Genomic DNA, 13,629 nt, shown 5'->3' with positions numbered 1-13,629 from the left:
GCTCAGGCCTCGCCAGCCGCCAGCGAGCGACCGGCCAGCCGGCGCAGCACCAGCGGGACGAAGAAACCCGCGGTGCAGATCAGGAAGCCGTAGGCGTTCACGCCCAGCAACATGGCGTACTTACCATCGCCAATAGCCCAGCTTGCCGGAATCAGCCCGACCGCCAGCAACACGCCCAGCCCCAGACCAGTCCAGAAGCTCAGGTGGAAGCTCCAGGGCGACCACCGGGTGAACCCGTAAAACAGGAACACCGGCGCCAGCCCCATCACCATGGTGCCGGAGATGGTCGTGGCCTTGAGGATATCGGTGCCGGCGAACATGGGCAGGTTGCCCAGGAACGCGAAGATCACCATCACCACCGCGCCCACACGCATGCTGGGCAGCTTGTCCGATGCGCGGCGGGCCAGCCTTGGAAGATCCACTGCCAGGGACTTGGCCAGGGAGGTAAAGGTGGAATCCAGGGTGGAGCCGGCTGACGTCATCATCACCACGCTCATGAAGAACAGCGCCGCCAGCCCCAGGGACTGCCCCACGGCCGCGGGCGCGTTGCCCATGGCATCGATGCCGTTAAGCCGGGCATGCACGCCCACCAGGCTGAAGACAAACACCGCCACAAAGCCCAGCAGTCCGGCCACCACAAAGCTCTTGAGCATGGTTTTTTCCTTGTTCACGAAGCCCCGGTCGGTGAGCACCGGATCATGAAACGGATAGCTGAACAATTGCAGCAAGGCTACCAGCAACAGATCAAAGCCGGCATTGAGCCGGAACTCGCCGTTGGTCAGCAGGGCACTGGTGTCGTTGGCGGGAATGATCAGGAACAGCACCGCACCCACGAAGAACACGAACACAAACGCCTGGATCACATCGGTGAAGATCGATGACCGCAGCCCGCCTTTGAGGCTGTAGGCGAGAGTGAACACGGTAAACAGCATCGCCGCCGCGTAGTACTCCCATTCGCCGGGCAACCCGAAATAGCCCCCCACCACAGCGGTGTTGCTCCAGACCTCGTTGTACAGCCGGATCAGGATGGCTGCGGCGAATGCCAGCGCCGCCAGCCGCCCGAACCGGGAAGTAAGAAAATCCTGCAGGCTGCGGGCGCCGGTCTGGGTCCGGATCAGGTAAATGATGTAGCCGGCCACCGGAATCGACAGCCAGTAACTGGCATACGCCAGCCCACCGACCACCCCATAGGCCGCCCCCAGGTTGGCGGCGTTGGTCACCGATTTGGCGAAAATCCAGCTGATAAAGATACTCGCCGTGAGTGACCACTGACCTACCGGATTGCCCTGATCGTCCGCGCCCTTGTAAAACGAATTCGCGTTCTTGCTCTTGGGCGACAGCGCGTACATCACCACGCCGTAGACCAGCAGGAATCCCCAGAACAGGGCGGCCTCTGTGAAGTTCATGTTTTTCTTTCCTTTGTTCTTGGTTCCGGGGCTTTTCCCGGGGGTTCTGGTTTTGGTGCTTTCCGGGTCAGGCCGGTAGAGGGTTCAAAAAAACGCCCGTGAATACATCCCTGTAGGGCTTGGTCGCGCCATCCCTGGCGCTCCACATTTTTTGAACCCTCTACCGGCCTGCCCCTTGTTCAACCTCGGTATCGGCATCCCCGACAACGGAAGTGGGCTCCAACCAGCTCTGACGGGCCTTTCTTTCGGACCTTTCTTTTCTTCCCACTCAGCAACCGAATAGCAAAGTCCTATCCGCGGTCTGGGGGGTGACGTTATTTTCCCGCCAGGAAAAAGATGTCTGAGCGAAGCGAGTTGTTTTTCCCAAGGGAAAATAACGTCACCCCCCAGGCCGCCAATGACCAGCCATCAGTCCTGAGACAACAAACACCCGAACCTAAGCAGGCGCCGAACAACTGGCCCCAAACCGATAACAGGAGAAACACCGGTGGTGCCGCAACATAATCCGCTCATCCATGCTCTCGGCCAGGGTCCCACCCAGGTCGTACTGCGGGTCATCGTCCACCAGCGTGCAGGCATACACCCGCACCTGATCGCCCTTCTTCACCAGCATCCGCGTATAGGTGCACATAAAGTGCGACCGGGACTCCTTCGTCGGATACTTCTCCATGCACGTCTCGGTGATCTCCGGGCTGCCGTCTTCCGAGCCCGGGGTACCCAGGTCCGGGAAGGCCGTGAACGCCAGATTCTCCGGAATGCCCCGTTCCCGGAAGATCTCACGGAAGGCGGCTTCCACCTCGGACGGAATCTCCTCCGGGTCGGTCTGGCGGGCGACGGACACCTTGAAACCCTGCTCGATCAGCCAGCGGATGCCCTCGAGGGCTTCGTCAAAACTGCCCTCGCCGCGATCCTTGTCGTGGCGGGCGCGGTCCGGAAAATCCAGGCTGACCCGGAAATGTATCGGGTAAGGGTTGTCCAGTAGAGGCAGAACCTGATGCTGGCGCTTGTGCAGCGGTTCGGTGGCGTTGGTCAGCACGAAGCAGGGGCGGTGCTGGCTGGCATAGTCCAGGATGTTGACGAAATCCCGGATCACGAACGGCTCACCGCCGGTGAAGGAAAACTGCTCCACGCCCATCTCCAGGGCTTCGTGAATAAACGGTTTTACGTCGCTCAGTTTCATGCCCGGAATGCGGCCGTCGCCCGGGTGAGAGCCCTCGAGGCAGAAGGGACAGGCCAGGTTGCAGGCGGTGCCGGTGTGGATCCAGAGTTCCTTGAGCCGGTCGGCGTCGATGTAGCCGCGGGGGTCGCCGTTGCGGGTATGGGTCCAGCTGTCGCGGGCCCTGGGCTCCAGGATCTCCACAGCCGGAATGCGATTTTTTCGGGCCGCTCTGGCTTCGATCACGGGCATGACTGCTCCTCAATACTTCAGTGTTCAGGGACCACAGACAGGGGCAGAAGCCAAAGGGTTCACGCCCCGTGCCATTCCGTCAGCCTGTGGTCACGTCGTTGTGCTTCAGGGGCGGCCGCCTTTCCTTGCCCCGGCGCCAGCCATGGAGCTTCTCCAACAGCTTCAGAACGCCTTCGGGCGCGTGGGCCCGTTTCCATTCACCGGCCGCGTACTTGGCCGACTCGTTCCAGGTCGGGTAGGGGTGAATGGTGCCAAGAATCTTGTTCAGTCCCAGGCCATGCTTCATGGCCAGGGTGAACTCGGCCAGGATTTCCCCGGCATGGGCGCCCACCACCACAGCGCCCAGGATCTTGTCCTTGCCCGGCGGAGTCAGCACCTTGATGAATCCGTGGTCCTCGCTTTCGGCGATGGCCCGGTCCAGATCGTCCAGCCCATACCGGGTCACTTCGTAGGCCACCCCCTGGGCCTTAGCTTCGGCCTCACTGAGCCCCACCCGGGCCACTTCCGGTGAGGTGAACGTCACCCAGGGCATCACCCGGTAGTCGACCCGGAAGCGCTTGAACTGGCCGAACAACCCGTTTACTGCCGCGTACCAGGCCTGGTGCGAGGCCGCGTGGGTAAACTGGTAGGGCCCGGCCACATCGCCGCAGGCAAACACGTTCGGATAACGCAGGCTCATGTCCTCTTCCACCGGCACAGTGCCGTTGGGCAGGGTGTCCACGCCGATGCGCTCCAGATTCAGGCCGGCGGTATTGGCCGCGCGGCCCACGGCCACCAGCACCTCGTCGAAGGGAATTCGCACCCGCTCACCCTCGTGCTCGCAATAGGCCACCTTCTCACCATCCTCAATACGGAACTCGGCCGCGGAATGTTTCAACCGGACATCAATGCCGTCTGACTGGAACTGCTTCAACACCAGCTCAGAAACGTCGGTATCCTCTTTGGCCAACAGGCGATCACCCATCTCCACCTGTGTCACCTTGCTGCCAAGACGGGCAAAGGCATGGGCCAGCTCGGAGCCGATCGGGCCGCCGCCCAGCACCAGCAGGCGCTCCGGTTGCTCTTCCAGATGCCAGAGGTTGTCCGAGGTCAGCGGCTCCATGTCCTTCAGGCCCGCAATGGGCGGCACCGCCGGCTTGCCGCCCGTGGCCACCACGATGCTACGGGCAGTGAGCCGTTCGGTGCGGCCATCGTTATGGCGCACTTCCAGCTCCCAGGGCGACACGAAGCTGCCTTCGCCGGCAATGCAGTCCACGCCCAGCTTGCGGTAGCGCTCCGGAGAGTCGTGGGGTTCCACTTTGGCGATCACATCCTTGACCCGGCTCATGATGTTTTTGAAAGAGCCTGTCACCGGCACCGACTCCAGCCCGTAGCGGTTGGCATGGCGCAGGGTGTCCGCCGCTTTGGCACTGCGGATCAGAGCCTTGGAAGGCACGCAGCCGGTGTTGAGACAGTCACCGCCCATTTTGTCCTTCTCGATCAGTGCCACCTTGGCCTTTACGGCCGCGGCGATGTACGCAGAAACCAGACCGGCCGAACCACCGCCGATCACCAGCAGGTTGTAATCAAAATGCGCGGGCTTTTGCCAACCGGCGTATACCTTGCGGCGGCGAAGAAAACCCACGACAAACTTGGCAATCAGCGGGAACAGACCCAACAGGGCGAAGGACAGCAGCAGATCCGCCGAGACGATGTCACCGGTGGACTCGATCTGGCCCAGCTGCGTGCCGGCATTCACATACACAAAGGTACCCGGCAGCATCGCCGCCCAGCTGACCAGCGCGTAGGTGCGCAGCTTCATGGCCGTCAGGCCCATGGCCAGGTTGATCAGGAAGAAGGGGAACACCGGCACCAGGCGCAGGGTGGCGAGGTAGAAGGCGCCGTCCTTCTCGATGCCCCGGTCCATTTTGGCGACGGTCTGGCTGTAGCGCTTGCGCAGCGTGTCCCGCATCAGGAACCGGGCCACCAGAAATGCCAGGGAGGCCCCGATGGTTGAGGCCACCGATACCGCGGCCAGCCCGTACAGGTTCCCGAAGAAGGCGCCACCGGCCAGGGTCATGATGGCAGCTCCGGGCAGGGACAGCGCAGTTACTACCACATAGACAGCCACAAAACCCAGCACCGCCAGCCCCAGATTCTGATCGATCCACTGCCCGATGGCCTGCTGGTTGGCCTTCAGATTGTCGAGCGTCAGAAGCTCGGTACCGCCGGCGGAGACAAATCCGGTGACAACCGCGGCAATCACGGCGATCAGGATCCATTTCTTGAACGTCATGCAAAAGTCCTTTCTGATTCAGAGCCACGGGCAAAATGACACCCGACCGCGGGGGTTTTAAAGCACAGCCCTGCCGTGCGTATCCAGGCGATATTGCAGTTGTACGTCAGGTAAACCGCCATTGTGTCAACGAATGCTCATGAATATCTAACATTTCGGTTACACCCACCGTGTTCACAGCCGATACGTCGCTATTCGGCAGCCTGAAAGACACATTCCCATTCTTGAACAATCGCTCACTAAAAGAAACAGCGATAGCCGATATTGCCAGCGTCTCTACCTACTTTTTGAGCCCGACAACGCCCTGGGAAACAACGGGCGCTGATACATGGAACGCAGGGCTACGGTTGTCAGAAAATGCAAAATAATATCTAATGTTGTTGATAATCATTCTCGTTAATCAGGATTGCCGCCAATGCTGACCAATAACCGCACGCGCCAATTGATCACCGATGGCTTACCCGCCTTTGGACTCCTGAACGCAGTGCCAACGCCCTGGATGATCGAGATGATCGGCCATGCCGGCTATGACTTTGTCATCCTGGACACGGAACACATGTCCACCAATCCAGAGTCCCTGGAACATATGATCCGCGCCGCCGAGTGCGCCTCCGTCACCCCTCTGGTGCGAGTGCCAGGGGTTGATCGTGCTGCGATTAGCCGGGCTCTGGACAGTGGTGCTCAGGGAATTGTTGTTCCCCGTATCCGTAATGCCGAAGAGGCGCGCGACGTTGTTCAGATGGCGCGGTACGCGCCTGCGGGGCAACGTGGAATTACCGGCGGCAGGACAACAGGTTTCGGAACCCTCCCGCTGAAAGACTACCTCAGGCAGGCCAACCAGGAAGTCCTCATTGTGCTCATGATTGAAGACCAGGAAGGCATCGACAACCGTGAAGCCATCCTGGGTGTTCCCGGTGTTGACTGGGTGCTTCCGGGAGCGGTTGATCTGTCGCAATCACTCGGCTGCCCTGGTGACCCGTTCCATTCGTCTGTCAATCACGCCATCGCGGAACTGGCAGCGAGTTGCCGCGGGCGTTCTGTGGAATTTTGCGCCTTGCCACGAAGTCCTGACCAATTGACGGAATGGCAGGAGTGGGGAGCAAGAGCCTTTCTCCTGGGAGAAGACCGCAGTCTGCTCTTTAAATACCTCAAGTCTCACCTTGCGACCTGCCGTGCCGAGTCGAGCCCGCCGTCTCCCTGAGGCGGCCATTCTTCTTCAAGTCTGACAAGAGTTCTCCAATGCGCGATACCGTACTTTTTCTTGCTCATGTTCCAATGGAAGCCCTGAATCGGGGATTCCTGCCTGCAGCCCAGTCGATGGGGCTGAAAGTGATCCTGCTGACAGACCAGGCGGCGACTCATCACCACTATTTCAGTCAACCGGACCTTCCCGCCTATCCGGAACAGATTCTCCAGTGTGATGTATTTAATCCGTTGTCTGTTCTCGATCTTCTCTCAGAACTCCCGGCCCCCGTGGGCGTGTTTTCCAACAGCGATCACCTGCAGACGGTGACCGCTCTGGCCGCAGCCTACCTGAATCTGCCGGGCAAAGACTGGCAAACCTGTTACCGGGCAAAAAACAAGGCCGCCATGCGCCAGTACCTGAAAGCGATCGATGATGGCGCATGCTGGTTCAGGGCTGTGAATGATCAGACATCCCTGGGGAAAGTGATCGACGACGTTCCCTTCCCGTGTATTGCCAAGCCCCGGGAGGGGGTTGCCAGCCTCAACGTCAGGCGCCTGGACAACACTGCGCAACTGCAATCGTTCTGTGATCAGTTCTGGCAGGAACAACCCGGGCAACCCTTGCTGCTGGAAGAGTTTCTGTCAGGCCCTGTTCACACTCTGGAGACCATTGGGGACGGAAACAGCCTGATTGCACTCGGAGGATTTGAAGTGCGGCTTTCCGAGCCTCCCCATTTTGTCGAACTTGAAGCGTCGTGGGTGCCCTACCAGCCGGACAGTCCTCACCTGCAGGAGATGTTCAGGCAGGTACGGCGCTTCGGTGTGGGCCTTGGCGCCTGCCATTCCGAATTTGTGATAACCGACAATGGGCCGAGACTTATCGAGATCAATTACCGTACGGTGGGGGATGGCCGCGAATTCCTGCTTGACCGCATGACAAATCATGGGCTGTTCCATGCCATCCTTCAGGCCCATGTTGGCAACCCTCTTGAATTATCCCCTCCCACGCAGGCGGCGCAGATACGCTATCTCAGTGCTTCTACCAGCGGGCGGGTTCGCCGTTCAGCTCCTGAGCGCAGGGAGCCGTGCGGTGACGGCATTGCCGAGTTTGAGCCTTTGAGGAAAGTGGGTGATGACGTCCGACTGACTCATTCAAACAAGGACTACCTGGGCGTGTTGCGGTTGTTTTCGAGCGATCCCTCTCGTGTGAAGGATACGTTGGCCGAATGGACCACCGATCTTGAAGCAGAGTGGGAGATAGGCTGATGACCCGGAACACCGCTCTGTCTTCAACAGACCCCGGGCAGTATCTGACCCGGAGGCTGGTCGATGCCCTGATCCGCGAAGACGTGGCCGGCTGCCAGAGTGATTCTCAGGCAGTTGGGGTGGACGGCGTGCCCGGCTCTCCAGGAACGCCGGCGACCTGGTTACGGTGGACGCTGGCGCAGGGCATCCTGTGGTTGCCGGTCCATCCGGCAACCTTCATGCAGCGTTGGCAGTGGAGTGGCGACGCGCTCATCTGGCAGCCCGCAGGCCAGGTCGGAAGCGTGTCGGAAGTGAATCACTACGAACAGGTTCTGGCCTGCCTCACCGCGGAGGAACACGACGACTCTGGGGAGCAGTTGGAGATCTATGCCGATGAGTGCAGAACCGCGGAGGCACACGACACCCTCTGTCTGGCGGAGCGGTCCAGGTGGTTTGACGACATCCGCCATCAGGGGCAAAGCTGGAAGGATTTTCCCCGGTTATCCGAACGCATACTTCATTTCGATCGTCTCGCGGCCTTCCTCGATCATCCGTTTTATCCCAGTGCCCGCGCCAAGAGTGGTTTTGATAAGGCAGCACTGGTGGCCTACGCGCCTGAATTTGCCCCGCGTTTTCAGTTAAGGTGGCTTGCCGTCCCCGGCTCGGAAGTCACTTCGATGGGGGAGCTCCCAGGTTGCTGGCCGGATTTCAGCGAGGTAGGGCTGGATAACCGGCTTGCCGACAGCTACCAGCTCTTGCCGGTGCACCCTCATTTCTGGGACACCGCGCTGAGTGAGTATCTGTCGACCACAGACATCGGTGCCAGGGTTATCCGTGCGCCAGCGCCTGCGCTTTGGGTTCAGCCAACACTGTCGGTACGAACCCTCCAGCTTGAGGCAGCGCCGGAGGTCCACGTGAAAGTCCCTTTGACCATTCGCACACTGGGCAACCGGAACATTCGAACGGTCAAACCGAGCACACTTTATGATGGTCATACGGTTCAGAAAATCCTGCAGGAGATAGCCGGCAAGGACCCGGTCCTTAAAGGGACCTTTTCTGTAACCGACGAATCCTCAGGCCTGCACGTTGGCGATCTGCCCTGGCTGGGCTGTATTGTGCGCCGGTTTTGCGGGTTTTCCGACCAGCAGCAGATTGTGCCCGTTGCCTCCCTGTTAGCCGACAGCCCGGACGGTCGCTGCGTTGCCCAAATGATGGCGGACGAGTTTAATCGTGGCGACCTGACAGAGTGGGTGCGCCAGTACGTTGCCTTGACGCTGACGGTGCACCTGCGACTGTGGCTTGTCTACGGCATTGCACTGGAATCCAACCAGCAGAACTCCATGGTGGTGCTCACGCCGGGGCAGCCACCGCAGCTGCTTTTCAAGGACAACGACGCCCCCAGGCTGTGGCCAGACAGGCTATGCGGACAGTTGACGTCCATCGAGTCAAAAGTGGCGCAACTCCGGGATCAACGCATCCTGGTCAATGATGAAACACCCCTGGCGCAGATGTTTACCACCATCACCCTGCAACTGAACCTGGCGGTTATTCTTGAGGGCCTGTCCGCACGAGGGCTCGGATCAAGGGCCCACTGGTATAAGGTGCTTCGTGAGGAGGTGATCAACGTCCTCGATCAGCTTGACGACCTCGGCGTCAATACTCAGCCAGCGCGCAAGGTGCTGCTGGAGGATCGCCAGCTTTACACCAAGTATCTTCTCAGGGCTGGCAGCCTGGAAAGCAAGTCCCGCACCGGCGCCGCTGACATCAATAAATTCTACGGCAAGCTGGCCCCGAACTTTCTCAGGAACGGATCATGAGCCAGTCTGTTCTGCCGGTGGTCCTGCTCAGCCACTTTACCGCGGCCTTGGTGGCACTGGGGATGCCACCATTTTTTGGGCTGATCCTGACCGACACATTTGCGGTTGAACACACCGTCTGGGTGGGCTGGTTCTATATTATCCCGACGGTTTTCACGGCGCTGGCGGCGCCGTTCTGGGGGAGGGTGGCGGACCGTTTCGGCCGCCGCTGGTCGCTGCTGCGGGCCCAGATTGGCCTGGCCTTGGCCTTCGTAATCGCCGGATTGGCGCCGAGCGTAGTTACCTTTGCCATGGCACTGATGGTTCAGGGCTTTCTGGGCGGAACCTTTGCCGCATCGAGCGCGTACCTCTCCACCGTTGCTCGCGGTCAAAACCTGACCCAGTCACTGAACTGGATGCAGGGCTCGGCCAGGTCGGCCATGATACTGGCGCCCATCCTTTTCGGTTTTTTCATGACCTGGGTGCCAGCCCAGCGTCTGTACCTCTACATGGCCATCCTGCCGCTTCTGTCGGCACTGCTGGTATGGAAGCTTGCTCCGCCAGATCCGGTTTCAGGTGGGCCTGGTGGCCAGAAACATTCACGTGAAAGGGTTTCGGCATCCGCTAGTTGGCTGCGATTGCGGTTACTTTACTTCGGTTTCAATTTCGCACTGGTGACCAGTTTTCCCTACTTCATTCCCTGGACCCAGGAACGAACGGGCAGTACCGCCACTATGGCCGGAGTTCTCTACAGCCTCCCTCATGCCATCTACCTGATTATTCTGGTTAGCCCACTGCGACGACGCGTGTTTTTCGGTAACCCGTGGACCTTGCCCGCAGGCCTGTCACTGTTCGTACTGTCCTACGTTATTCAGGCGACTGCCGGAACAACAGCCGCCATTCTCGCCGGACGATTGGTCATGGGGCTGGGCATGACGACCTGTCTTTTTGCCCTTAATGCCGAAACCGCACGCCTCACACGGATAGAAAACGCTGGCCAGAGCTTTGGCGCCCTCGACAGTGCGGGCAAATGGGCCGGTGTCGCCGCGGGGGTTCTCGCGGGTGTTGCCACAGGGATGAGCAATCAGACGGCGCCGTTCTGGCTGGGCGCCGGGGTAACACTTCTTACTATCACTCTGAGCGTCTACCGATCCCGCTCTCCCGCCACTGAACCAAGAACACCTAAACAAGGAGTAAAGCCATGGCAATGACAGCCTCGCATCATTATTTCAGAGATCAGCACTGCGACTTTCAGGCCGATCAAGCCAGCATGGAGGCCCTGCTGAACTGCTACTGTCGGGATCTGGCCCAACCCTCCGGAGAACTGGCGGTTCATCGTGGTGAAGGCAGCCGATCCTGGCCGCAGGGACTCCGTGTCCGCCTGGCTCTGGAACCGGTGAGCGTGCTACAGATTGCATTCCCGGAATCCGAAGATCTTCTGCTGGTTCTGGTGGCGGGAGACTCGCAGACCTGCAACTACCGCTACCTGTCCGCGCCGTATCACAAATCCGCGCTCAGGGGCTGGCGGGTCCTGGGGCTGGAGCAATTGGGCCGGATCCTGCTCCATCAAATGGCACGGCGCTTCAATGAACCCTTCAACGGCGAGCTCTACCGACAGATTCTTCTCAGCCGGAACGTCATGCGGAGTATTCTCGAATACACCCGCGTTCCCGCGGATTGGGGGCAGGGGCTGGAGGCTTTCCGCTGGTCAGAGCAATCCCTGAGTTTCGGGCACCGTTACCACCCGGCACCAAAATCCAGGGAAGGGTTCGACCCGGAAGATATCCTGCAATATTCCCCGGAGATGGGCGCGGGCTTCGCTCTCTCGTATTTCGCTGTTCATCCGGACGATCTTCGCACCCGGGGTGACATTGCCGGGCCAGCTTCAGCCTCCGGTCCGGACATCGGGCTGGATCTGCCCGATGGTTGGGTTGCGGTTCCTGTGCACCCCTGGCAGGCACGCTACCTTATGCGCCTCCCCGTCATCCGCAGCGCTATCCGTTCCGGGCGCATCCTGCCCCTGGGCCAGGTCGGTCAACGATTCTACCCGACCGCATCGGTTCGCACGCTGTACCAGCCCGGCAGCCCCTACTTCCTCAAATTTTCAACCCACGTCCGACTGACCAACTGCATCCGGAAAAACGCGGTCTACGAATTGGAGAGTGCTGTAGCCCTCTCCGCCGCACTCAAGACCTACCTTGCCCCGTCACTGGCCCGTTGGCGGGGGTTCAGGCTGCTGTATGAGCCCGGCTACCAGACGGTTGATTTTATCGATCACCCAGAGCCTGATCGCCGCACCATAGCAGAGGGATTCGGCGTCATTATGCGAGACAGTATCGAATCGTACCTCGAACCTGGTGTCACACCATTGCTGGCCGCAGCGCTCTTCAGCGAAGACCGTTTCGGTCGCTGCCCGGCCACCGAAGCTGCCGATACCCTGGGAGTTGCAGAACGGCTCACCGTTTTGGAGGCCAGACTGGCGTGGTTCGAGCAGTACCTCGCCTTGCTGATCCCACCGATCTTCGAGTCGCTGTTCCATCATGGCGTGGTCTTTGAACCACATCTTCAAAACGTGGTTGTGGGCATTCGGGAGGGGTATCCCGTCCAGGTGTTTGTTCGTGACCTGGAGGGAACGAAGCTCGTGCCCGGCCGCTGGTCGGGACAACTGCCGGATACCCTCGATGAACAAACACTGGCGTCGGTTCATTACAGTCAGGACAAAGCCTGGAAACGGATCGCATACTGCCTGTTGGTCAATCACCTGTTCCAGGCCGTAGCCTGCCTCTGCGGGGGAGACAAGTCTATTGAACGCCGGTTATGGCAGGCACTCGCCGGAGTCGTGCGCGACTGGCTGGAAGAGACCGACGACCCATGGGCCACGGATGTTCTCGGCAGGCTTCTGGAGGGCGACCCGATTCCCAACAAAAGTAACCTGATGACTCGACTTTTCAAGCGCCGGGACCGTGAGTCACAGTACACCCGGGTACCCAACCCGCTGGCGCTGACGATGCCTTTCACCGTGGAGACCATGGAGGAGCTGTGCCATGCCTGACGTACCTGCCTCCGTTCAGCAGGCCATCCACGCGCTCAAGCGCGGTGAAAGCGACCCGCTGTGCGCCTATGTGTATGACCTGCCCGGACTCCGCAACCGGATAAGGGGCATAGTCGAGTGCTTGCCGGCCGGCTGTGACATGTTTTATGCCGCCAAGGCGAATCCGGCATGGCCGGTGCTCGGCGCCTTGGCCCCCTTTGTACGGGGCTTTGAAGTCGCGTCGGGTGGAGAACTGGACTGGGTGCGTCGTCATTTCCCGACCACGCCGGTAATTTTTGGCGGCCCCGGCAAACTGGCATCGGACCTCGAAAAGGCTATTGATCAGAAGGTTGAACGGATCCATGTGGAAAGCCTGCTGGAATTACGGCGCCTGTGTGACATCGCCGACCGAAAACAGACCCATCAGGACATTCTGCTGCGCATCAATCTCGAACTGGCCGAAACACCCTCCACACGGCTTACCATGGGCGGCGTGCCCACGCCGTTCGGCATGGAGGAAGCCTGTATACCAGAAGCACTGGCGTTGCTGGCGAAGCAGAACCGGGTCAGGCTGCGTGGCTTTCACTTTCACCTGATGTCACACCAGCTCGACGAGAAACGTCATCTTGCGTTGATAAGGCACTACCTGGAGTCGGTTCGCGCCTGGGAAACGACGTACGACCTGAACCTTGCCGAGATCAATGTCGGTGGAGGAATCGGGATTAACTATACACAGCCCGATCAGCAATTTGACTGGCCAGGGTTTTGTGCCGGCCTCGACGAGCTGCTTCAAGCTCACTCGGATCGGGCCTGGAACATCCGTTTCGAATGTGGCCGTTTCATCACCGCCCCCTGCGGCTTCTATGTTGGCGAAGTCCTGGATGTCAAACGCTGTGGCGACGAATGGTTTGCGATTTGCCGGGGTGGGACACACCACTTCCGGACCCCTGTTGCGCAGTCGCACAATCATCCATTTGAGGTATTGCCTGCCTCCGAGACAACCTTCGAATCACCCGGCGTCAAAGGCAACCCTGTCACCCTGGTTGGCCAGCTGTGCACACCCAAAGATGTCTTTGCCCGCCGGGTTGAGGTCGACTCGCTCGGGATTGGCGATCTGGTGGTCTTCCACTACGCAGGGGCCTACGCCTGGAATATTTCACATCAGGCCTTTCTGATGCATCCCCACCCAAACGAAGTTTTCATCGAGTAACCGGACAGCCGATTGACCCGTGGGATAATCTGACGCGATTGTAATGCGAATTATTATCAGTACAATGCGCACT

At 59.7% G+C, this 13,629-nt stretch carries 9 protein-coding genes; 6 read left to right on the top strand and 3 right to left on the bottom strand.

Annotation, left to right across the window (positions count from 1 at the left end):
* Positions 1–2 precede the first annotated feature (2 nt).
* The 3 genes from AC0J1C_RS00790 to AC0J1C_RS00780 all read right to left on the bottom strand — a co-directional run bounded on the left by AC0J1C_RS00790 (position 3) and on the right by AC0J1C_RS00780 (position 5,089).
* A complete protein-coding gene (locus AC0J1C_RS00790) occupies positions 3–1,406 on the bottom strand; it encodes a sodium:solute symporter family transporter (RefSeq protein WP_473045154.1) in 1,404 nt (467 codons plus the stop codon).
* A gap of 436 nt (positions 1,407–1,842) precedes the next feature.
* A complete protein-coding gene (locus AC0J1C_RS00785; protein ID WP_473045153.1) occupies positions 1,843–2,814 on the bottom strand; it encodes a radical SAM protein in 972 nt (323 codons plus the stop codon).
* A 79-nt stretch (positions 2,815–2,893) separates the two neighbouring features.
* On the bottom strand, positions 2,894–5,089 hold the full coding sequence (locus tag AC0J1C_RS00780; RefSeq protein ID WP_473045151.1) for an FAD-dependent oxidoreductase: 2,196 nt from the start codon (positions 5,087–5,089) through the stop codon (positions 2,894–2,896).
* Between the two features lie 415 nt (positions 5,090–5,504).
* Between AC0J1C_RS00780 and AC0J1C_RS00775 the strand changes: the two genes are divergently transcribed.
* From AC0J1C_RS00775 to AC0J1C_RS00750, 6 genes are read left to right on the top strand one after another with little or no spacing between them, the layout of a single operon-like run.
* Positions 5,505–6,290 carry an HpcH/HpaI aldolase family protein gene (locus tag AC0J1C_RS00775; protein WP_473045150.1) on the top strand — a complete coding sequence of 262 codons (786 nt, stop codon included), beginning with the start codon at positions 5,505–5,507 and terminating at the stop codon, positions 6,288–6,290.
* A gap of 38 nt (positions 6,291–6,328) precedes the next feature.
* Positions 6,329–7,540 carry an ATP-grasp domain-containing protein gene (locus AC0J1C_RS00770; protein ID WP_473045149.1) on the top strand — a complete coding sequence of 404 codons (1,212 nt, stop codon included), beginning with the start codon at positions 6,329–6,331 and terminating at the stop codon, positions 7,538–7,540.
* The gene (locus tag AC0J1C_RS00765) at positions 7,540–9,336 is read left to right on the top strand and encodes an IucA/IucC family protein (protein WP_473045147.1); all 1,797 of its coding nucleotides are present in this window, start codon (positions 7,540–7,542) and stop codon (positions 9,334–9,336) included. The genes AC0J1C_RS00770 and AC0J1C_RS00765 overlap by 1 nt, the downstream gene beginning before the upstream one ends.
* A complete protein-coding gene (locus AC0J1C_RS00760; RefSeq protein ID WP_473045146.1) occupies positions 9,333–10,526 on the top strand; it encodes an MFS transporter in 1,194 nt (397 codons plus the stop codon). Before AC0J1C_RS00765 ends, AC0J1C_RS00760 begins: the two co-directional genes overlap by 4 nt.
* Positions 10,517–12,367, top strand: coding sequence for an IucA/IucC family protein (locus AC0J1C_RS00755; protein WP_473045145.1), 1,851 nt, complete (start codon positions 10,517–10,519; stop codon positions 12,365–12,367). The genes AC0J1C_RS00760 and AC0J1C_RS00755 overlap by 10 nt, the downstream gene beginning before the upstream one ends.
* Positions 12,360–13,556: a type III PLP-dependent enzyme gene (locus AC0J1C_RS00750; RefSeq protein WP_473045144.1), complete on the top strand. Its 1,197-nt coding sequence runs from the start codon at positions 12,360–12,362 to the stop codon at positions 13,554–13,556. Before AC0J1C_RS00755 ends, AC0J1C_RS00750 begins: the two co-directional genes overlap by 8 nt.
* The last annotated feature ends 73 nt before the right edge of the window (positions 13,557–13,629 follow it).

This window comes from Marinobacter sp. E2, assembly GCF_055755345.1.
Note: the sequence above shows the minus strand (reverse complement) of the source record. Positions and strands in the feature narration are given on the sequence as shown.